Origin of the sequence: Actinomadura soli, from assembly GCF_005889715.1 — a bacterium.
GTDB lineage: Bacteria > Actinomycetota > Actinomycetes > Streptosporangiales > Streptosporangiaceae > Spirillospora > Spirillospora soli.
On sequence record NZ_VCKW01000150.1, the window covers coordinates 1 to 22117 of the forward strand.

The following is a 22117-nucleotide window of genomic DNA, read 5'->3' on the forward strand; positions in this document are numbered from 1 at the left end:
CCGCCCGCCCGCTGACCGGGGCGGGACGTCGGCCGTTCCCAGCCGGGGCCGACCGCGATCGGCCGAAGCCGACCGCGATCAGCTCGCGCGTGACCAGAGGACGGGCTGGTCGCCGTTGCCGTCCACACTGCGGCCCACGCCGAGCAGCGTGTTCTTGAAGGCCGCAAGGCCGGTGATCTCCTGGTCGCCGACGCCGCCGAGGCCGGTGCCGCCGGGCGTCGCGGTCGCCCAGGACGAGCCGTCAGCGGAGGTCCACGACACCACGTCCGTGGCGCCCGCGGACCCGGTCGTGCCCGTGGCGGCGAACCCCTTCGGCGTCGCGGTCAGCGCGGTGACGGAGACGACCGCGTCGCCGCTCGGGGAGGCCAGCGGTCTCCACGACCTGCCGCCGTCGGTCGAGACGTAGCCGAGCCAGTTCAGGCCCTGCGCCGTCGCCGCGATGCCCGTGGTGACGAGCGTGTTCCCGCGCGCGGCGACATGGGTGAGGTGGCCCGCGGTCACGCCGCCGGGCAGCGGCAGTTGCTGTGCCGTCCACCTCCTGCCGTCGGACGACGACCACACCGAAGGCTGGTTGCCCTTGGCGTCCTGGACGCCGCCGACGGCCGCGTACCCGGACGGTCCGGCGGTGACGTCGAACATCCAGTGTGCTGCGCCCTTGGCCCCCCGCAGCGTTCTCGGGTCGGCTCCGGCGCCCGGAACCCAGTTCTTGAGGTCCTTGGAGAACCAGGCGGCGGCCGAGAAGCCCTGCGTTCCGACGATCACGTATCCGGCGTTCCCGGCCGCGGCGGCGTAGGTGATCGGCGTTCCGTCCTTGCCGCCCGCGAACGCCGTGGCGGAGTCGGCGGCCTCCCAGGTCGCGCCGTCCTTGGAGGTGACGACGAGCGGGCGCCGCGGAACCGCCTGGTCGTAGCCGACCGCCAGCCATCCGGCCGCCCCGCCGGCGACGTCGTTCAGCTGCTGCGGCCCCGGCCGGGTGAAGGCGGCGCCGAGCCCTTGGGCGGGTTTCCAGGACCCGCCGTCCTGCGACGACCAGACGGCCGCGTCGCCGCGCGCGCTGCCCACGGCGACGGCGAGTCCGTCCGTCGCGCCGGCGGACCGGACCGAATGGTCGGGCCGGATCACGCCAGGGATCTTCGTCAGGTCGACGGGGACCGCCGTGCCCGCCGCGTCCCAGACGCCGAGCATCGGGTCCATGTCGCCGCCGCCCGGTTCCCGTCCGCCGATGATCGCCTGACCGCCGGCCAGTGCGGCGCCCGAGAACTCGCGGCCGGGTTTCGCCTCGGCCGTTCCGGCGTCCTTCCACGCCGCGCCGTCGGCGCTGCGCGACAGCATCACGTCACGGCCGCGGACGACGACGGCCGCGTAGCCGCCGCCGTCGCCGATGACGCGGCCGGTCCGCTTGTAGTCGGACGTCCGCAGGGCGCCGGCCTTGGTCCAGGACTTGCCGTCCTTGGACGTGAACGCCTGGCCGTAGAGCCTTCCGGACGACTGGATCTCGCGCATGGCCAGGAACCCCGCCTGCCCGCCGCCGACCATGAGGCCGCGGCTGCCCTTGGGGACGGGCACGTCGGAGGTCGACCATGTCCGGCCGCCGTCCTCGGAGCGCCACACCACCCGGTAGGGCCCGGGTTTGCCGGAATCGGGCGTGACGAGCCCCTCCAGGAGGATCACGTTGCCGCTCGCGGCGGCCTCGACCAGCGCGAACTTGCCGTTGCTGACCTGGACCCCGATCTGGTCGCCGACCCTGGCCTCCCACCGCCGGCCGTCGCCGGACAGCCACACGGCGGGCTGGGAGTCGGTGAAGTCGCCCTTCCTGGAGTTCTCGCCGATGGCGAGGTACCCGGTGTCGGTGGCGACGATCCGCCGTACGCGGTTGCCCTTGCCGAACGCATCGCCGACGGCGTCGGGCTGCCGGCGCCATTCGAGGCCGTTCTCGCTGGTCCACACGGCGCCGCGGAGCCCGGGCAGGGAGCCGATGGCGACCCAGCCGCGGGATGAGCCGCCGACCGCGTCGGGAATACCGCCGGGAGGCGCGGCGCCGCCGTCGGTGCCCTGCTGGGTGACGGACTTGAACGTCCGACCGCCGTCGGAGGATGCCAGGAAAATGCCCCGGGCGTTCAGCGCGTCGGTCTCGCCGCCGACAGCGACGACGGTCGAGCCGACCGCCGCGACGTCCGTGATCTTCTGGTCGCGGCCGTCGGTGCGGGCGGCGCCGCTCACGGGGAACAGCGCCGCGGCCAGTTTCGCGCCCTTGCCGCCCTCATCCTCGCCATCGCCCTCGATCAGGCCGGGCACGACGAGCACCCCCGCAGCGGCCATGCCCGCCACCGCGAGCACGGCCACGCCGATGAGGAGCGGCTTCTTGATGCTTCTGCGGGTCCTCGCCTGCCTGCCCTGCGTCCGCCACGGCTCTTCGATCGCCGGCGGAGGCGCCAGCGGCTGGACGGCGTCCTGCCCCGGCTGCCCCGGCTGGGCTGCGCCGGGAATCTGCTGCGCCCACGGGAACGGTTCCGCGGCCGGTTGGCCGGGCGGCGTGCCCGGAATCTCCTGCGCGTAGGGGAACGGCTCATGGGCGGCGGGAGCAGGGGCGCCGGGAATCTGCTGAGCGTAGGGGAACGGCTCGTGGGCCGGCGGGCTCTGGGATGGTGAGGCCGGCGGCCGGCCGCGCGTCGGCTGCGGAGGCGCAGAGGGCTGCTGCGACGGGAACGGCTCCGCCCGGGTCGCGTCCGGCATTTCCTGCGCGTAGGGGAACGGCGGCGGCGCGGCTGCCTGCACTTGCGTCGCGTCCGGCATTTCCTGCGCGAACGGGAACGGCGGCGGCGCCGGGATGTCGGTGGACGTGGCCGGTGGAACGCCGGTGGACGGGGGTTGGCCGACGGGAGGAGCCGGAGAGGGCGGCTGCGCCGCGTCCGCGCCCGGGGTGCCCTCGTCCGAGGGTCCCGTGCCCGGGGCGGGCGAGCGGCCGCCCAAGACCACGGTGTGCATCGCCTCGTTCATGCCGGAGCCGGAGCCCGAGGACTCGCCTTCGGACGCTTCGGAAGACCCGGCGTCGGATTCCGGCTCGGCCTCCTCGCCGTCGTATTCGGGAAGCAGTTGGGCGGCCGAGCCCGGCTGCTCGTTCAGCCACTGCGGCGGTGGTGGTGCCTGAGCCGGCTGCCCGGGATCGGGACGCTCCACGTCGTGGTCGTCATCCGGCTTTCCGGTTGGAGTCACACCCGCTCTCCCCGCATCTGCTCATGTGCGCGCATCGCCGCGCATTCGCAATCGTCAGCGATGATAGCGGCGCATAAGAGACACGATTCCCTCAGCGGCTCCGGCCCGCGGCGGTGCAGCTCTCGCCGGTGCAGTGCGTCAGCGCGTACAGGAGGGCCGAGAGGTGCCGCCGCCGCTGTTCCGGCAGCGTGGCGACGATGTTGTTCAGCTCGTGGGGGTCGCGGCGGCGGTCGTAGAACTCGCGTTCCCCATCGGCGTACTCGACGTACAGCAGGTCGTCGTTGCGGAGCGCGTTGTAGGTGGTCGGGGCCCCGGGGGCGGAGTCCTGCCGGTCCGGGTCCGCGGGCGAAGGCGGCGGCTTGACGTGCTCGATCAGCGCCGTCTCCCGCCATCCGGACGGTTTGGTGCCGCGCAGGAACGGCATGAGCGACCGGCCGTCGATCGCGGGCGGCGGGCGCACACCACCGAGCTCCAGGAACGTGGGGGCCAGGTCGGTGTTCTGCGCGGCCTCCCTGACCCGGTGACCGGACGGGACGTCCGGGCCGATGACGATGTACGGGACACGGATGTCGGTGTCGAAGGCGGTCATCTTGCCCCCGGCCAGCCGGTGCTCGCCCATGTGGAAGCCGTTGTCGGAGCCGAACATCAGGTAGGTGTCGCGGTCGAGGCCGAGCTGCTTCAGGGTTGTCCGGATCTGGCCGATCATCTCGTCCACGGACTGGACCATCCGGACCCGGTCGCGGAAGCCCGCGTCGATACGGTCCATCCCCGGCTTGCGCAGGAGGCGATGCGAACGCAGCCAGGACGGCTTGTCGCGGATATCCGCCTCGTTGAACGACGGCGAGCGCGGCGCGCGGAGGTCGGGGAACTTGCCCACGTGCCGCCGCGCCGGGACGAACGGGCCGTGCGGCGCGAACGTCGAGATCTCCATGAAGAACGGCTGCGAAGACCCGTGGGCCCTCTTGATGAACTCCAGGCCCTTGTTCGCGAGAACGTCGGTCAGATAGTCCTGCGGCCTGCTGCCGTAGGGGGCGATCCGCCCGTTCTCGTTCATGTTGTAGTTGTACTCGGGGTAGCCGTTGCCGGTGACGTACCACTCGCTCCAGCCCGGCGGGACGTACGGGCGCGTCCCGCCCTGCGTGTCGTGCGGCCTGTAGCCGTTCATGTACTTGCCGAGCAGCGCGGTGCGGTAACCGGCCTTCTGGAGGAGCGGCGCGAACGACGCCTGCTCGCCGCCCTTCGCCTTGAAGACCTCGTAGCCGCCGTCGGGCGGGAAGTTGGTGCGTACTCCGGTGTTGTGCGGATACCTGCCGGTGAAGATCGTCGCCCGGGACGTGCAGCACAGCGAGTCCGCCATGAGGAAGTTGTCGAAGGTGAGCCCTTCCCGCTGCATTGCGAGCACCTGCGGCATGTGCGCGATCAGGTTCCAGGAAAGGTCGTCGGTGAGGACGAACACGATGTTCGGCTTCTTCGCCGGCTTGGTCTGCTTAGCACCGCCGACCCGTTTCCCCGGCGGCTGGACGCCGTTGCAGCCGCTGAGGCCGAGTACGGCGACCAGGCAGAACAGGGCCGCGAGCCGCCGATGTCGGATCAACGTCCGTCTCCTTCGGTATGCCGGTGCTGATCAAGCGTAACGAGCGCGGGGACGTTTCGCGCATGGGGACGTTTCTCTGCTGGGGGACGTCTCCGTACCCCGCCGTGATTTGTGAGTTCGCCGTTACATGCGGGTTGTTGGCATGATTCGGGAGCTATGAGGAGGACGGGCGGGGATCTGCGGGCGCTCGCGCCGGTGCTGCCGCTGCTCGCCGGGGCCGCGATCAGCGTGCTGGTGGCGTTGATCGTCGGGCTCGCCGTCTCGTGGGGGCCGCTGTCCGGCGGCGCCGACGCCCGGTCCTCTCCTGGCGCGCCGAAAGGGCGGCCGGAGGGTGCGGGGCCGCCGCTGCCGAGCCCGGCCGGTTCCCCGAAGCCGATCGACCCGCCCGGCTACTCACCGGTGGAACCGGTGATCCACAGCTCGTTCGCCGACCCGACCGTGATCAAGGTGGCGGGCGGGTACTTCGCGTACGGCACCAACAACGCGACCGCTTCGATGCCGGTCGCGACGGCGCCGTCCCCGACCGGGCCCTGGAAGGTGGCACCCGGCGACGGCCTCGCGAGGCTCCCGGCGTGGGCGATGGCGGGACGGACGTGGGCGCCCGAGGTCGTTCCGCCGGGCCGCGGGTCCGGCTCGTACGTGCTCTACTTCTCGGCACGCCGCAAGGGCGCCGACGAGCAGTGCATCGGTGTTGCGACGGCGGTCTCCCCGGCCGGCCCGTTCATTCCGCGAGAGGGCGCGCCGCTCGTGTGCCCCCTGAACCTCGGCGGCGCCATCGACCCGGCGTCCTATATCGAGGAGGACGGCACGCGGTACCTCCTCTACAAGAGCGACGCCCGGAAGACGGCGGCGATCTACCTGGTCAGGCTGTCGCCGGACGGGCTGACGCTGGCCGGCCCGGCGAAGCAGATCATGGCGCGGCGCGCGGACGAGCCGGTGCTGGTCGAGGCCCCTGACCTGGTCCGCCGGGGCGGCCAGTACGTGCTGCTCTACTCGTCCGGGTGGTACTTCAAGCCGAACTACCAGACCCGCTACGCGGTCGCGGCGTCGATCGAGGGCCCGTACCAGAAGGCGGCGTCGCCGCTCCAGTCGACCGGCGGATACGGGGGAAAGATCCCCGGGCCGGGCAGCGCGGACGTCCTCGCCGACGAACGCGGCGACTACCTGATCTTCCACGGCATCCGGGACTACCACGGCGGGTCCAGGGTGACCCGGGGCATGTACGTCGCCCGGCTCGGCTGGGACGGTGCGCGTCCCGCCGTCCGCGGCGTCCCCGTCCGGTACGAGGCGGAGCGGGCGCGGCTGAACGGCTGCGTGGCCGCGCCGGCGCAGCCGCACGCGTCGGGCGGCCGGGTGATCGGCCCGTTCACCCATGACGGCTGCCGGGTGGACGTGCCCGTGTTCGCACCCGCCGCCGGCCCGTACTCGGTCGCCGCCCGGTACGCCAACGGGACGGGCTACGACGCCGGCCTGGAACTCTCGGTGAACGGGTACGCCTCGACGTCCCTGCGGCTGCCCGCCACGTCGGGGGGCGGATGGGCGTCGGTGACGGCGAAGGCGGACCTGGCGGCCGGATGGAACACCGTCAGCCTGAGGAGGCTGGCCGGCCAGGGGCATGTCGACTATCTCGAACTTCGGTAATCGGCAGAAGGCCGACCGCCCATGCCCGTCATTGGAGAGGGGCCTTGACCCCGACCTCACGCAGGATCGCCGCGGTGGGCTTCGGCCGTCCGGACAGCCCCGCCCTGATTCCGCGGAGCATGGCGCGGCGCAGCACCGCCCGGTCCGAGGACCGGGCGAAGGTGCGGGTCCAGCGCCGCAGGGTGGATCCCGCGTACAGGACGCGTTCCGCCGGTGCCAGCCCCCTGCTCCCGGTAAACAGCCAGATCTTGTTGCGGACCTCGTAGAAGAAGCGGTCACCGGGATCGGCGTCCGTCCCGCCGAACTCCCTGGTCTTGTGCACCGCGACGCTGTCCGGGCACAGCAGGCCGCGGCGGCCGCGCAGCAGCCGGGTCGTGAACTCGAAGTCGTCGTTCCAGAGGAAGTAGTCCGCGACGGGGAGCCCGCGTTCCCGCACGTCCTCCGCGTCCACCAGCACGGACACGAAGGAGGCGGAGCGGATCGGGACGCAGCCAGCGGCACGTGCGATCCGCGACTCGGCCGCCGTCGGCCGGGGCTTCGGACGCGGCGTGTTCATCGGATGGTCGCGGCCGTCGGTCCACACGACACGGCTGGCCAGCAGGGTCGGCGACCCGTCCGCTCCGGTCGCGCCCCGCCGCCGGGCGGCCAGCAGGGCTTCGAGGGCGCCCGGCTCGGGGACCGTGTCGTCGTCCAGCAGCCAGAGGAGATCGGCGTCGCCGTCCAGGGCACGGGCGATGCCCGCGCTGAACCCGCCCGCACCGCCGACGTTCCGGGGCAGCGTCAGCAGGTCGACGTCCGGGAACCGGGCGTGGACCATGTCCGCGGTGCCGTCCGCGGAGGCGTTGTCGACGACGATGACCCGGTCCGGGACGCGCGTTTGCGCGCCTAGCGCGGTCAGCGCCTCGTCCAGGAGTTCACGCCGGTTGTAGGTGACGACGACCGCCGCGACGGTCGCGCCCCCACCCGGCTCCGGGTTCACGGGTTCCGCCTGCCCGTGGCGCGCCGGGCGGCGCGCTGCAGCGCCGGTGACGGAGACGCGGCCGCCTCCAGTAGCCGTCGCAGGTTCTCCCGGACCTCGGCCATCTCGCTCTGCAGGTGCGCGAGCCCGATGCGTTCGTGCGCCTGCGTCAGCTCCTCCAGCAGATGCGCCACGACACCGACGGACGCGGTCGCGATCAGCTCGTCCGGGACGTCGCCGGGCAGCACGGCGGAACCCGGATCCCGGGACGTCGTCAGCTCGCCGAGGTCCCCGCGCACGTCGTAGCCGGCGGCGCGCAGGGCGGCCGCGATCTCCCGGGTGCGCTCCGCCGCCCACTCCGCGTGCCGCGCGGGCAGGCCCATCTGCGGACGACCCGTCCTGGCGGTGCCCTCGGCGAGGCCGTGACCGACGAGGTGCTCCCGCACCATGCGCTCGTAGTCCCCGCCCAGCGCCGGTCCGATCCGCTCGTTCAGCCGGCGCAGCAACTCCGACTCGATCGCCGACAGCGGCTCGTCCGCGGGGATGCCCCCGACGTCGCATGTTTCGGCGTCGACGCCGATCAGGGTGCGGAAGCGGTCCCACAGCGGGCTCCGGCCGCCCGGCGCGGGCAGCGCGAGCACGTGGACGCGCTCCTTCGGGACGGCGGACTCCCAGGCTCCGAGCACTCGCACCGGATCGTGGAGCCCCCAGAACATCTCGCCGTACGGCCCGGGGGCGTCGATGCCACGCGCGACCAGGTCGTCCACGAAGCGCTCGAACGTGATCGTGTGGGCGTGCCGGATCTGCTCCTGCCAGTCCAGGATCAGCTGCCAGCCGAGGTCGCGAGTGGCGAAGACCACGTGCACGTCGGCCGGTTCCAGCGCCGCCACGGCCCGCTTGATCTGATGCTCGGTCGCACCGCCCAGCAGGCCCTGGGAGAAGACCACGGTGGGGCCGTCCCACTCGCGGGCGCGCTCGGCCATCCGGGCCCACGCGCCGTCCCAGCTCGGCTCGCGGCGGCCGCCCCAGCTCATCTCCCGCAGGTCCATGACGGCCGCGAAGTGCTCCTGCGGACCGGTGACCGGGTAGCAGACGCCGGCGTCGGCGAGGCGCCGCCGGTTGTCCCACAGCGCCCGGTGCAGGAAGGCGGTCTCCGCCGCCGGCGCCCCGATGTGCAGGTAGACGGACTTTCCGGATTCCCGGCCGTCCATGTGCGCCTCCACCCCGTCCGTCCCGTCCACCGTGTTCATCCCGTTCCCGTTTCGGCCTCGGGCCGTTCCGTCCTGCCTTGCTGGATCTTCCGGTAGGCGCCGCGCAGCCGCCGCGCCGCCGGATAGCGGTCGCTCGCGTTCCGCACCGCTCGCCGGACGAGCGGTGCGGCGTCGTGCGCGAGCCGGCCGGTGGTCTCCGCCAGGTCGGCGGAGCTCCTCCGCAGCAGGTCGATCCGGTCGCGGACCGGCACCTCCGCGCCGGGCACGGCGGCGGCACGGTCCTCCCTTTCCAGGACGCGCCGCAGCAGCGCCGAGACGGCGTCGACGCCGACGTCCGCCATCTCCGTCCAGCGCGGCTCGTCGGGCGGGTGCGCGGGCGGGGTCCCCAGGGCGGGGCCGGACGCGGCCATGGGCATCAGCTCGTACAGGTCGCCCACCACGTGGTAGCCGGCCGCGCGGAGCGCCTCGGCCGTCTCGATGGACCGCTCGGTGACCCACGGGAGGTGCTCGGAGGGCAACTCGATCCGGACCGGGGACGGCCGCCCCGCCAGGACCTGCTGTGCGAGGAAGTGCTTGACGTCCTCGTTGTAGGCGTACCAGGTGAAGCCGTCGCCGAGCGCCTCGTTGAGGCGCCGCAGGAACTGCGTCTCGGCCAGGCCGAGCGACCGGTTGGCGAACGTGCGGGACTGGTCGTAGGCGTCCGGGACGAGCCCGGTGACCGAGCAGAAGCGCCGCCACAGCAGGTCGTCGGGCGCCTCCGGCCGGGGCAGCGTGACGACGTGCACGCGCTCCGGCGGGAGGCCGGCGCTCCAGTTCGCAAGCACGGCCACCGGGTCCTGCAGCCCCCAGAACAGCCGGGCGGTCTCGCCGGCGTGCCGGTCCCCGCGCCGCAGCGCGGTGACGAATTCGCCGAAGCCGGTGGTGAACCGGTTCTTGACGTCCTCCTGCCAGTGCGCGGGGATCTGCCGGCCGAGGTCGCGCGCCGTGAAGATCACGTGGACGTCGGCGAAGTCGAGGTCGGCCATCGCCTGCCGGACGTGCTCCGGCACGGCGGGCGCGAACAGCTCCTGCGAGATGATCACTGTGCCGTGCCAGTCGCGGGCCTCGTCCACGAGACGCCGCCACGCCCCGGGCGTCCTCGGATCGGACGCCCCGCGAAAGAACGTCCCGCGCAGGTCGAAGGCCGCCCGGACGTGGGCGGCGATGTCAGCGCCGGGGTAGAGCACGCCGTCGTCGCGCAGCCGGTCGCGGTTGTGCCACAGCATGTGCTGCAGGTATGTGGTCCCGCTCTTGGCGGCCCCGACATGGAGGAAGACCGCAGGGCGCGCACGCCGCGCCGCATCGTCCGCGTTGTGCGCCGCACTGCCGGAAGTGGATGGGGCCACCGCGATCTCTGGACTCCTGCGCCGGTACCGATCGAACCCCGGGTATCTTAGCTCCATTCGGTATATACGGACCGGCCGGCGCCGTGCGTGCGGCCAGGTCTTCCGCTCCCCGCACGGGATGGACGCCGTCCAGTGAATGTTGATCTCGTGGTGGCCGGTTCCGGTTTCTTCGGGCTCACGGTCGCCGAGCGCTGCGCGGCCGGACTCGGGCTGCGCGTGCTGGTGCTCGACCGGCGCGACCACATCGGCGGGAACGCCTACAGCGAGATCGAGCCGGAGACGGGCATCGAGGTCCACCGCTACGGGGCGCACCTGTTCCACACGTCCAACGAGCGGGTCTGGGAGTACGCGAACCGGTTCACCGCGTTCACCGGCTACCGGCACCGCGTGTACTCGACGTTCAAGGGCCGCGTCTACCCGATGCCGATCAACCTCGGCACGATCTGCGAGTACTTCGGCCGCGCCTTCACCCCGGACGAGGCGCGGGCGCTGATCGCCGCGCAGGCCGCCGAGGTGACGGCGCCCGCCAACCTGGAGGAGAAGGCGATCTCGCTGATCGGACGTCCGCTGTACGAGGCGTTCATCCGCGGCTACACCGCGAAGCAGTGGCAGACCGACCCGCGGGACCTCCCGGCGGAGATCATCACCCGGCTGCCGGTGCGGTACACCTTCGACAACCGGTATTTCGACGACACCCACGAGGGGCTTCCGGTCGACGGCTACACCGCCTGGTTGGAGCGGATGGCCGACCACCCGAACATCGAGGTCAGGCTGAACACCGACTTCCTCGACCTGCGCGACGACGTCGTCGGCAACGTGCCCGTCGTCTACACCGGGCCCCTCGACCGCTACTTCGGCTACGCGGAAGGCGAGCTCGGCTGGCGCACCCTGGACTTCGCGCTGGAGGTCCAGCCGACCGGCGACTTTCAGGGCACCCCTGTCATGAACTACGCGGACGAGGACGTCCCGTACACGCGGATCCACGAGTTCCGCCATTTCCATCCCGAGCGTGACTGCTACCCGTCCGACAGGACGGTCATCATGCGCGAGTTCTCGCGGGCCGCCGAGCGCGGCGACGAGCCGTACTACCCGGTCAACACCGCCGCCGACCGCGCTCGCCTGCTGGCCTACCGGGAGCTGGTGGCGCGCGAGGACGGCGTGTTGTTCGGCGGGCGGCTCGGCACTTACAAGTACCTCGACATGCACATGGCCATCGCGAGTGCGCTCGGAATGGTCGACAACAAACTGCGTCCCCATTTCCGCGGGGATTCGCGTCTAACAAACGGAGGCCCTGGGGGCTCTGGGGGTTCGTCCCCCCAGGAGGGACACGGAGGTGTGGACGAGTGAACCGATCCGCCGAGGCGCCCGAGCCGGTGGACGCTGCCGGAGAGCTGCGCGTCCTGCAGCGGGTCGTGATGCCCGTCGACCGCGACCTGGACGTCCTCAAGCTGTACGTCGAGGGCGAGATCGCCAGGGGCGCGGAGGCGTTCGCCGTCGAGGCCGCCGTCGAGGCCGGCCTCCTCACCGGGCTCGCCGAGAACGTGGGCCGGCGCAGCGTGGTCGTCCCCGTGGGCCGGCGCGCGTCGTTCGCCACCTACTTCAACGCGTTCCCGGCCAGCTACTGGCGGCGCTGGACGAGCGTGGAAGAGGTCGTCCTGCGGGTCCGGCTGCGCGGCCAGGCCACCGTGATCGTCTACCGGTCCAGCGCGAAGGGCCACATACAGCGCGTCGACTCCGTCCGGTTCGATTCCGAGGAGCCCCGTGAGGAGACGGTCCGGCTGACGCTGCGTCCGTTCATCGACGGCGGCTGGTACTGGATGGACGTCCTCGCCGGTGAGGGCGACGCCGTCCTGGAGCGGGCCGACTGGTGCGCGGACCAGAGCGCGGCCGGTCGCGTCCGGCAGGGGCGGGTCAGCCTGGGGATCACGACCTTCAACCGGCCGGGCTTCTGCGTCGACCAGCTCGTGGCGCTCGGCCAGGCGCCGGAGGTCCTGGACGTGGTGGACGAGATCTACGTCGTCGACCAGGGCACGCAGCGTGTCCGCGACGACGGGAACTTCGCGCAGGCGAGGAAGGCGCTCGGGTCGCGGCTCCGCGTGATCGAGCAGGGCAACCTCGGCGGGTCGGGCGGCTTCTCCCGGGCGATGGACGAGACCGTCCGCGCCGGGAAGAGCGACTACGTGCTCCTGCTCGACGACGATGTGGTCACCGAGACCGAGGGCGTGCTGCGCGCGGTCGCCTTCGGGGACTTCGCCCGCACGCCGACGATCGTGGGCGGGCACATGTTCAACCTGTTCGCCCGCTCCCAGCTGCACGCCTACGGCGAGACCATCGGACGGTACCGCTGGTGGTGGGAGGAGGCTCCGCACACCAAGCGGGAGCACGACTTCGCCGTCCCGCCGAACCCGTTCCCGGTCCTGAACCCGAACACGAACCGGCGCGTGAAGAAGAGCTCGGGAAGCCTGCGTCAGACGAAATGGCTGCACCGGCGCGTGGACGTCGACTACAACGGCTGGTGGATGTGCCTCGTCCCGACCGACGTGGTCCGCAAGGTCGGCCTGTCCATGCCGATGTTCATCAAATGGGACGACGCCGAGTACTGCGTCCGCGCGGGCGAGGCGGGCTTCCCGACCGTGTCCCTTCCCGGGATGGCCGCCTGGCACGTCCCGTGGCAGGACAAGGACGACGGCATCGACTGGCAGGCGTACTTCCACGAGCGCAACCGGCTGGTCACGGCACTGCTGCACTCTCCGTACGAGCGGGGCGGCAACCTTCCCAAGGAGAGCTTCATCATCTCGGTGAAGCACGCCCTGTCCATGCAGTACTCCACGGCCGAGCTGATGCTGTCGGCGATCGAGGACGTGCTGACCGGGCCGGAGCACATGCACGCCGGGATCACCACGAAGCTCGCCGAGATCCTGGCGTTCCGGGCGGCCTTCCCGGACGCGCAGAACCGCGTCAGCCACGAGGAGTTCCCGCAGGTCCGGATGGCCAAGCCGCCGAAGCGCGGACGGGGGTTCAAGCCTCCCAAGGGGTCGGTGAACGTGCTGGCGAGCGCGATGCTCGGCACCGTGAAGCAGCTCCGTCCGATGGACGCCTCGGCGCTCGGCAACCCGCAGGCGGTGGTGCCGAGCATCGACCGGCACTGGAGCCTGCTGTCGCAGTTCGACAGCGCGCTGGTCTCGTCCGCCGACGGCACGAAGGTGGCCTGGTACCAGCGCGACCCGGAGCGGTTCAGGGCGCTGCTGAAGCGGACTTCGGTGCTGCACGCCCGGCTCAGCCGGGAGTGGCCCGAGCTGAGCCGCCGGTACCGGGCGGCCATGGCGGAGCTCGCCTCGCCGGACGCGTGGCGCGCGACGTTCGACGCGTCGGCCGGCACCGGTCCCCCCGGTTCCGGCGAGCCCGCCGGCTCCGGTGGTTCCGGGGGCGAACGGGAATGACGGTCACGCCGGTTCGCCCGGACGAGGGGCTTCGGCCGCCCGGAGGCGACGGCGGTCTGCGGCAGACGTTCAGGAGCACGTACCTGCTGCGGCTGCTGGTGCGCCGGGAGCTGCGGGCCCGCTACAAGGGGTCGCTGCTCGGTCTCGGCTGGTCCTATGTGCGCCCGGCCGTGCACTTCGCCGTGTACTTCTACGTCATCGGCGTCTTCCTCGGCATGGACCGCCAGGTCGAGCACTTCCCGGTCTATCTGTTCTCCGGCATGGTCCTCGTCAACCTGTTCACCGAGACGCTGCACTCCGCGACGCGCTCGGTGATCGGCAACGCCGCGCTCGTCCGGAAGGTGTTCCTGCCCCGGGAGCTGTTCCCGACGGCGTCGGCGCTGGTGTCGCTCGTGCACTTCCTGCCGGGCATGACGATCCTGCTGGGCGCGGCCGTCGCCGCCGGATGGCGGCCGTCGCCCGAGAGTGCCGCCGCGGCCCTGTTCGGGTTCGCGATCATCGCCGTCCTTGGGCTCGGTCTCGGGCTCCTGTGCGCGGCCGTCAACGTGTTCTTCCGCGACCTGGAGCAGGTCGTGGACATCCTCATGATCGTCATCGTCTGGTCGGCACCGATGATCTATCCGTGGACGCACGTCCGGGAACACGCGCCCGGCTGGGTCCTGGACGTGTATCTCGCCAACCCGCTCGTCAGCGCCGTGTCCCTGTTCCAGCGGGCCTTCTGGTTCCCGGGGACCGGCGGCGACTTCGCCTTCCCGCCCGACCTGTACGCCCGCGCGGGCATCTCCCTGGCCGTCAGCGCGCTGGTGTTCGCCGCCGGGCACGCGGCGTTCGCCCGCATGCAGAAGCGTTTCGCGCAGGAGCTGTAGCCGTGCCCCCCTCGATCGTCATCGACCGCGTCACGAAGAACTTCACGCTGCGGCACGCGCGCTCGATCAAGGAGATGAGCGTCCGCGCGTTCCGCGGGCAGAGCCTCTCGGACCGGTTCCGCGCGCTGGACGAGGTGAGCCTCACGATCGGCCAGGGCGAGACCGTCGCGCTGATGGGCCTGAACGGCTCGGGCAAGAGCACGCTGCTCAAGCTCATCTCCGGGGTCATGCAGCCGGACGAGGGGTCGGTGCTCGTCCGGGGCCGCGTCGCCGGGCTGATCGACGTGGGCGCCGGGCTGCACCCGGAGCTGACGGGACGGGAGAACGTCTTCCTCAACGGGGCGATCCTCGGCATGTCCCAGGCGGAGATCACCCGGAAGTTCGACGCGATCGCGGAGTTCTCCGGCGTCGAGCGCTTCCTGGACGACCAGGTGAAGTTCTACTCGTCCGGCATGTTCATGCGGCTGGCGTTCTCGATCGCCGCGCACACCGAGCCCGACGTGTTCCTGATCGACGAGGTGCTGGCGGTCGGTGACCCGCCGTTCCGGGAGAAGTGCCTCGACCGCATCCGCGAGCTGCGCGGCGAGGGCCGCACGATGGTCATCGTCGCGCACGACATCCGGATGCTGGTCGGGCTCTGCGACCGCGGCGTCACGATGCGCCAGGGCAGGGTGATCTTCGACGGGCCGACGGAGGAGGCCGGCCGGCTGGTGCGCGAGGACCGCGCCGCCCGCGCCACCGCCCCGGGCGCCACAACGGACCGTCCTCCAGCCCACCGCCATTCAACGGACGAGCTCCGCTCGGCGAGTCGGATGCGCGGAGAAACCGGTGGATAAGGTATCCCGGACCGTGGCCGGGGGGCGGCCGTGGACGCCGGTGCGGAACCAGGGGAGAGGTGCGGCGTTGACCAAGCAGGAATCCGGGAGCCCGTTGCTGGAGGACGTTCACCGCGTCATCGCCGACCGGGCGTGCTCCGTGCTGTCCCTGGACATCTTCGACACGGTGCTTTGGCGGCGCGTCCCGCGCCCGACGGACGCGTTCGCGCTGCTCGGCTCCCGGCTGCGGGACGCGGGGCTCTGCCCGGCGTGGGTGACGGACGCGACGTTCCGCCGGATGAGGATCGCCGCCGAGGACGCCGCCCGCCGCGGCCGCGACGCCCTCGGCACCGAGGTCTCGCTGTTCGACATCTGGCGCGCCATGCCGGCCGGGATCTTCGGTTCCGCCCCGATCGAGCAGCTCGCGGGGGCGGAGCTGCGGCTCGAACGCGAGCTCACCGTCGTGGACCTCGACGTCGCCGAACTCGTGAAGGCCGCGCGGAAACAGGACGTCCAGGTCGTGCTCGTCTCCGACACCTACTTCACCGAGGACCAGCTCGCGCACCTGCTCGACCGTCCGGAACTCGGCCCCATGGAGGACGTGCGGATCTTCCGGTCGAACCAGCACGGCGTCGCGAAGGCGTCCGGCCTCTGGGAGATCGTGCTCCGCGATCTGGGCCGCGGCCCGGAGCAGGTGGTGCACGTCGGCGACCACGAGGTCGCCGACCATGAGGTGCCGTCCGAGCTGGGCATCCGCACCGTCCACTACCGCCGGATCGACGCGCCGTACCTGGACGTGCTGAAGCGTGAGCGGGAGCCCGTCAAACCGTTCGGCGACCACGCCCCCGACCTGGACGACCGGCACGGCGACTTCGGCCTGACCAGCCTGCGCGCCAAGGCCGTCCACTCGGGCGTCCCGTTCACCACGTCCGCGCTGGACGTCGCATGGCGGTACGGGGCCGGCGTCCTCGGCCCGGTGCTGACCGGCTTCGCGGAGTGGGCGGCGGCGAAGGCGCACGAGGCGGGCACCCGCAGGCTGTGGTGCTCGATGCGCGAGGGTGAGCTGCTGTCCCGGCTGATCAACGAGGCGGCCAGGGCGCGCGGCTGGGACGTCGAGGCCAGGCCGGTCTGGCTGTCGCGGTTCGTGACGTCGCTGGCCGGACTCGACCCGCACGACACCGATGCGGTGCACGGCTTCATCCGGACCGGTTACCGGCTGACCGTCCGGCAGGCGCTGTCGGTCCTGGAACTTCACCCCGGCGACGTGCCGGGGCTCGCGACCGAGCTCGACACCATCATCGACAACGGCGACATCGCCGACCGCGTGGCCCGCGCGCTGACCGAGATGCCGCACCTGTGCAACCGGCTCGCCGTGACGGTCACCGCCGCCCGCGAACGCATGATCAGGTCGCTGCGGAACGCGGGCGCGCTCGACGCCGCGGCGGTGCCCGGCCGGGACGGTGCGCCCGGCGAGCTGACCCTCGTCGACCTCGGCTGGGGCGGGACGATCCAGCTGCAGCTCGCCAAGGCCCTGGAGATCGCCCGCATCGATGTCCGGGTGTCCGGGCTCTACCTGGCCACCGGCAGCCGGGCCGAGCGGGTCTACCTGGCCGGGCTCCGCGCCGAGGGGTACCTCGCGCAGGCGGGGCATCCTGAGCACGTCGCCTCGGCCGTCACGCGCAGCCCCGAGATCGTGGAGCAGTGCGTGAGCGCGCTGTGCGGGTCGCTGCTCGGCTTCACCGAGGACGGCGAGCCGGTCCTCGGTGAAACGTCCGACACGCCCACCCAGAACGCCGAGCGCCGGACCGTCCAGGACGGCGTCCTGGCGTTCCAGCACCTGTGGAACCGGTACGTCACGGCGGCCGGCGGCGACTGGCCCGACCTCACTCGCCCCGGGCCGGGTCGTGACCGGCTGGCGAGGACCCTGGTGGCCGCGCTCCGGTCGCCGACCGCCGACGAGGCCGCCGTCTTCGGCAACTGGACCCACGAGGACAACTTCGGCTCCTCCCTCGTCACGACCCTGATGCCCGCCGACCTGAAGCCCGCCGTCCCGTACCTGTCGCCCGGCGATCTCGACGACCTGCACATGCGCGACTCGTTCTGGCCCGCGCTGATCGCCGCGTCCGACACCGGGCTCGGCGCCATGGCGCGCGCCATCGCGGACGACGCGATCGACGCGGAGGCGTTCGACCCGGCGGGCGAACCGTACGAGACGCGGCTGCGCTACCGGACGGCGGACGATCGATGGCACGACCCGATCCGCCGCCGGGTCAGGATCAACCACAACGGGCTGTCGTTCGCCCGGATCGCCTTCGAGCACCACGACACCGTCGACATCTCGCTGGCGATCCCCGGCCGCCCCGCGATCGTGCGGGTCGACTGGATCGAGGCCGTGGTGATCGCCGGCGGCCGCCGCCGCGAGCAGGTGCTGCGCTGGGACCGGCCCGAGGACTTCGTCGGCCTCCACTACGCGGACTGCCGCTATCTCGGCGGCAACCTGATGGAGTTCGACACCTCGTACGCGGCGGTGTGGCTGCCGCTCGCCCGCCGCGCAGGGACGCCCGTGGTGTCGTCCGCGCAGATCACCGTCGCGTTCGCGATGCTCCCGCAGTCGATGACCGGCATGGCGCCGCGGATGCCGGTCGACCGGAGGGCCGAGCGGTCCGCGCGGGCCGCCCGCCTCACCGAAAGGTTCCGCGAGGAGTACCGGACGGCCGGCGTCAAGGGCGTCGCGGCCGGCGCCGGACGAGTGGCCAGGAGGAAGCTCGGTGACACCAGATGAGCTCGCACGCGAGTCCGGCGACCGTCCGGGACGTCAGGTGACCGGATCCCGCGAGGACCCGCACGCGCAGACCCGCGCCGCGCGCGAGCAGCCGCTGCTGCTGCACTCGATGTCGATGTTCCGGGAGCTGTTCGAGACGATCTTCGCGCACCGCGAGATCGCCACGGTCGTCGAGGTCGGTGTGGAGTCCGGGCAGGTCAGCTCGCTCTATGCCGATCTCGGCGCGACAGTGCACTGCGTCGAGCCGGCGCCGGGCGACGAGCTGCGCGCCGTCCTCACCGAGGACCCGAGGCTGAACCTGGCCGAGGGCCTCTCCCCGGTGGCGCTCGGCGACCTGCCGGTCGCCGACCTGTACGTCCTCGACGGCGACCACAACTACGCGGTCGTCCGCGAGGAACTCGCCTGGCTCATGAAGAACGCGCCCGAGGCCGTGATCGTCCTGCACGACGTGCTGTGGCCATGCGGGCGCCGGGACTTCTACTACCAGCCGTCTCCCGTGCCGGCCGAGGACACGCACCCGGCGACGAAGGACGGGCCGACGGTCTGGCACGACGACATCACGCCCGCCGGTTTCGTCGGCGACGGCGCGTACACGGTCGCCCAGCACGCGGGCGGGCCCCGCAATGGCGTCCTCACGGCCGTGGAGGACGCGCTGGACGGGTCCGGCGGCGGCTGGCGACTCGCGATCGTCCCCGCCGTGTTCGGGTTCGGCGTCCTGGTCAGGAAGGGCGCGCCCGGCGCGGCAGAGATCTTCGAGGCGCTGCGGCCGCTGACGTCCTCGCCCCTGCTCGCCGCCATGGAGAACAACCGGATCGCGCTCTACACCCGCGTCCTGCAACTGCAGTACGAGGCGAAGGCTCGGACGGACGACGCGGACCGCCTGGCGGAGACCGTCACCGCCCAGCAGCGGGAGATCGCGGGCCTGCGGTCCGAGCTCGACCGCGCCAGGGCCGAGAACGCGACCGGGCGCCAGGAACTGCAGCGCCTGCGGGAGGCGTCGGCTCCGCCGGCCGTCCAGGACCCGGAGCTGGGAGAGGCCGTGTCGCACCTGGGCCGGGCGCTCTCCGCCCGCATCCGTAAGAACCCCGGCCGGTCGCGCCCGGCGCGCTGACCGGCCGGCCGGCGGCCCGGCGGACGCCGGTAGGCCATCGTCGAGAGAGGCATCCGCGAATGACGGACTACATCACGAACGTTGCGATGCACGAGGCGGACTGGGGGACGTTCCTGGAGCCCGACCCCGCCCTGGAGAACGCCGAGGACCTGCACGACGTCCTCGGCATCACCATCCTCAGCGGACACCACGCCGACCTGACGGCCTTCAAGGGCAGGAACGCGGTCTTCGACCGCATCGCGTCCCGGTCGACCGGCGTGGACCTCGCCTACGAGGACCAGTGCAGCGCGCAGCACTACTTCGACGTGTTCGGCTGCGTGGAGCGCGAGCACGGCGCGCTGACCAGGCTCGTTGACGTCGGCGTGTTCATGGGCGGCTCCGCCGCGGTCCTCGCCGGGTGCGTCGAGCCGATGGGTCTCGAACTCGATCTCGTGGACGTCAACCCGGTGTTCCTGCAGTTCGCATACGAGCGGGTGCGCCGCATCTTCCCGCGCGCCATGGCGCGGGTCCGCATGTTCCACGGCGATCTGCCGACCTACGTGGCGAACGTCCTGTGCGCCGAGCCGCAGACGCGGGCGCTGATCCACCACGACGGGGCCCACGACTTCAACCAGGTGGTCAAGGACCTGAGCTCCCTGTACTTCGCCCGCGACCGGATCCACGGCGTGGCGCTCCAGGACACCCACCTCCGCGGTGAGATCGGGTACTTCAACTTCGTCGACGCCGCCGTCTACGCGATGTTCGGCGTCGGCGTGAAGTACGAGCCCCTCGGCTCCCGGTACCCGCAGGACTCGCCCGTGACGAGCCCCAACCAGTGGAACGGAAACTACTTCCTGGCCGACACCCCCGAGGGCATGTACGTGCCCTTCGACAGCGTGGAGTGGAAGTACCCGCACCCGACGATGGAGCTGGACGACTTCCTTCCGGTGAAGGCTCCGCCCGCCGGCTGACCCTGTGGCCGGATGTGGCCATAGGGTCGGAACGGGGTGTCCGATCTTTCCTGCAGGTTGGCATGGTGACCGAATTGGCGAGAAGAGTCAGGCATCTGGGGGTGTGTTCCATTGAATGAGACACAGGGATGCCACAAGCTCTTTACCCTGTGCTGTGTAGACCGATGTAGGAAACCAACCCGGCCACCCCCAGGCGTTCCATACACTCCCGCGACTCCAGGGGTCTCTCGACGTGACGGACATGGCGAGCGGGTCCGCGATGGCGCGGCTCACACAGCCCGACCGCGTCTATGTGGGCTGGCGCTACGCGCAGGTTCACCCCGATCCGGGGCCGCCTCCAGGGCTGCCTGAGCGGCCCGAGCGGGCCCCGGCGGCGGCTCCGGTGCGGCGGCCGGGCGAGCACATGGCTGCCCGCCCGCTGCGGATCGCGTTCGGCGGCACGCTCATCGGCGTCGTGCTGTTCCTGCTGTGCGGCATCGCGGGCGTGATCCCGTGGGCCTTCGCGGCCGTCGCGCTGGTGGCCTTCGCGATCATTCTGGGCATCACCGGCGGTGCGCTGTGGCGGGACGAGCGCAGCGTCCGTGAGCGGATCGCGCACGAGCGCGACATCGAGGAGCGCGAGCGGGCCGTCCACGAGCGGGAGCTGGACGCGGCCGAGAAGGCGTACGCGAAGGCCCGCTCCGACTGGGAGCGCCGCAGGTCGGCGTACGAGGGGCAGCGCGAGTGGTACCCGGTCGCCGTCCCGCCCGGCGTCGACCGGGTGGACGTCGTCGGCGGAACGCTCGCCGGGTGGTCCGCGGCCGTCACGACGATGGGCGCGGCCCGGCTGGCGGTGGGGGCCCGGCTCACCGTCATCGACCTGTCCGAGGGCGCGGTCGCGCACGACCTGCTGCGGCTGGCCGCCGACCGCGGCGACGACCCGCTCGTGTGGGTCCTGCCCAACGACCTGCCGCGCCTGGACGTCACCCGCGGCCTGAACCCCGAGGCGCTCGCGGACGTGCTGTCCCTGGTCGTCAGCGCGGGCGAGGAGGAGGGCGGCACCCGCGACCTGTCGTTCGACAACTCCATCCTGGAACGGATCATCGACGTCCTCGGTCCGGACGCGACGATCCCGCCGATCACCGCGGCGCTGCGCGTCCTGGCCCAGGTCGGCGACCCGCGCGACGACCTCCGCAAGGGCCTGCTCACCGACGATCAGCTGGAGCGGATCGCGACCCTGTTCGGCCGCGACGCCACCGACCGCATCGTCGTCCGCCGCGCCTGGGCGCTCGAAGCCCAGCTCCGGAAACTGGAGAAACTCGCCACCGAACCCGTGCGGCTGCCGCCGTCCCGCCTGCACGTGGTGTCGATGGACAGGCGCGCCGGCGTCCTCACCAACCGGATCCTCGGGACGTACGTCACGACCGCGCTCACCCACCGGATCAGGGAGGCCCCGCCCGGCGGCCGCTGGGACCACACGCTGTTCCTGTGCGGCGCGGAGAAGCTGCGCGGCGACGTCCTGGACCGTCTCATCGACGCCTGCGAGGCCACCGGAACCGGGCTCGTGCTCCTGTACCGCTCGATCCCCGGCCACGTCCGGGAGCGCCTCGGACGCCGCGGGCACGCCGCCGTCGGGTTCATGCGGCTCGGCAACCCGGAGGACGCCCGCGTCGCCGCCGAGCACATCGGCGCCGGGCAGCCGCTCCTCGTCGCGGAGATCACCGACTCGGCGGGAGAGACGCTGTTCGACGTCGCGGGGGAGAGCTACGCCAGCACGGTCGCGTACGCCCGGCCGCGCGGCGACGGCCTCACCGACCCGGTCTGGTCGCCGCTGCCCGCGCCCGCCGCCGACGACTCGGCACTCAGGGAGGGCATCAGCTCCGCGACGGCGTGGGGACGCACCGTCGCCGACCACCGCCACGACCGCGACACCAACGGCAAGCAGCGTTTCCGCGAGCTCATGGTGGAGCCCCCGCAACTCCAGGAGCTGCCGCCGACGGCCATGGTCTTCACACACTCCGGGCCGACCGGCCGGCGCATCCTCCTCGTGGACGCCAACCCCGGCATCATCACCCTGCCGACCGCCCATTCAATGGAATTCGAGGAGTACCTCCGCGAGCAGGAGACGCACTCCCAAACCGACGACGAGCCCCCCGCGGACGCCCCGACCCC

At 72.0% G+C, this 22117-nt stretch carries 14 protein-coding genes; 9 read left to right on the forward strand and 5 right to left on the reverse strand.

Annotated features, from left to right (window positions below; translation table 11 throughout):
* Positions 1-78 precede the first annotated feature (78 nt).
* Positions 79-3213 (reverse strand): hypothetical protein, encoded by a 3135-nt coding sequence (locus ETD83_RS25850; protein ID WP_138647800.1) that lies wholly within the window; start codon positions 3211-3213, stop codon positions 79-81.
* Positions 3214-3304: 91 nt separating this feature from the next.
* The gene (locus ETD83_RS25855; protein WP_138647801.1) at positions 3305-4807 is read right to left on the reverse strand and encodes a sulfatase family protein; all 1503 of its coding nucleotides are present in this window, start codon (positions 4805-4807) and stop codon (positions 3305-3307) included.
* Between the two features lie 156 nt (positions 4808-4963).
* Between ETD83_RS25855 and ETD83_RS25860 the strand changes: the two genes are divergently transcribed.
* The gene (locus ETD83_RS25860) at positions 4964-6448 is read left to right on the forward strand and encodes a family 43 glycosylhydrolase (RefSeq protein ID WP_138647802.1); all 1485 of its coding nucleotides are present in this window, start codon (positions 4964-4966) and stop codon (positions 6446-6448) included.
* 28 nt (positions 6449-6476) lie between these two features.
* Here the strand turns inward: ETD83_RS25860 and ETD83_RS44815 are convergent, their stop codons facing one another.
* From ETD83_RS44815 to ETD83_RS25870, 3 genes are read right to left on the reverse strand one after another with little or no spacing between them, the layout of a single operon-like run.
* The gene (locus ETD83_RS44815; protein WP_230421176.1) at positions 6477-7427 is read right to left on the reverse strand and encodes a glycosyltransferase; all 951 of its coding nucleotides are present in this window, start codon (positions 7425-7427) and stop codon (positions 6477-6479) included.
* On the reverse strand, positions 7424-8656 hold the full coding sequence (locus tag ETD83_RS44820; protein ID WP_230421177.1) for a hypothetical protein: 1233 nt from the start codon (positions 8654-8656) through the stop codon (positions 7424-7426). The genes ETD83_RS44815 and ETD83_RS44820 overlap by 4 nt, the downstream gene beginning before the upstream one ends.
* On the reverse strand, positions 8653-10002 hold the full coding sequence (locus ETD83_RS25870) for a hypothetical protein (RefSeq protein ID WP_138647804.1): 1350 nt from the start codon (positions 10000-10002) through the stop codon (positions 8653-8655). Before ETD83_RS25870 ends, ETD83_RS44820 begins: the two co-directional genes overlap by 4 nt.
* Before the next feature lie 132 nt (positions 10003-10134).
* Here ETD83_RS25870 and glf point away from each other — a divergent pair, with 132 nt between their 5' ends.
* The 8 genes from glf to ETD83_RS25910 all read left to right on the forward strand — a co-directional run.
* A complete protein-coding gene (gene glf / locus ETD83_RS25875; protein WP_138647805.1) occupies positions 10135-11349 on the forward strand; it encodes a UDP-galactopyranose mutase in 1215 nt (404 codons plus the stop codon).
* Positions 11346-13442: a glycosyltransferase gene (locus tag ETD83_RS25880; RefSeq protein WP_230421178.1), complete on the forward strand. Its 2097-nt coding sequence runs from the start codon at positions 11346-11348 to the stop codon at positions 13440-13442. Before glf ends, ETD83_RS25880 begins: the two co-directional genes overlap by 4 nt.
* A complete protein-coding gene (locus tag ETD83_RS25885; RefSeq protein ID WP_138647806.1) occupies positions 13439-14308 on the forward strand; it encodes an ABC transporter permease in 870 nt (289 codons plus the stop codon). The genes ETD83_RS25880 and ETD83_RS25885 overlap by 4 nt, the downstream gene beginning before the upstream one ends.
* Positions 14309-14310: 2 nt before the next feature.
* Positions 14311-15144 carry an ABC transporter ATP-binding protein gene (locus ETD83_RS25890; RefSeq protein ID WP_230421179.1) on the forward strand — a complete coding sequence of 278 codons (834 nt, stop codon included), beginning with the start codon at positions 14311-14313 and terminating at the stop codon, positions 15142-15144.
* 67 nt (positions 15145-15211) lie between these two features.
* Positions 15212-17905, forward strand: a complete 2694-nt coding sequence (locus tag ETD83_RS25895) for an HAD family hydrolase (RefSeq protein WP_138647807.1) — start codon at positions 15212-15214, stop codon at positions 17903-17905.
* Positions 17892-19016 (forward strand): class I SAM-dependent methyltransferase, encoded by a 1125-nt coding sequence (locus ETD83_RS25900; RefSeq protein ID WP_205717890.1) that lies wholly within the window; start codon positions 17892-17894, stop codon positions 19014-19016. The genes ETD83_RS25895 and ETD83_RS25900 overlap by 14 nt, the downstream gene beginning before the upstream one ends.
* 59 nt (positions 19017-19075) lie before the next feature.
* Positions 19076-19966, forward strand: coding sequence for a class I SAM-dependent methyltransferase (locus tag ETD83_RS25905; protein WP_138647808.1), 891 nt, complete (start codon positions 19076-19078; stop codon positions 19964-19966).
* Between the two features lie 241 nt (positions 19967-20207).
* Positions 20208-22117, forward strand: a 1910-nt coding sequence (locus tag ETD83_RS25910; protein WP_171064433.1) for a coiled-coil domain-containing protein, incomplete at its 3' end; no start/stop codon positions are given.

Coding starts and splice junctions, on each gene's coding strand:
- ETD83_RS25860 (WP_138647802.1), top strand. CDS start 4,964: ATGAGGAGGACGGGCGGGGATCTGCGGGCGCTCGCGCCGGTGCTGCCG.
- ETD83_RS44820 (WP_230421177.1), bottom strand. CDS start 8,656: ATGAACACGGTGGACGGGACGGACGGGGTGGAGGCGCACATGGACGGC.
- ETD83_RS25885 (WP_138647806.1), top strand. CDS start 13,439: ATGACGGTCACGCCGGTTCGCCCGGACGAGGGGCTTCGGCCGCCCGGA.
- ETD83_RS25905 (WP_138647808.1), top strand. CDS start 19,076: ATGACGGACTACATCACGAACGTTGCGATGCACGAGGCGGACTGGGGG.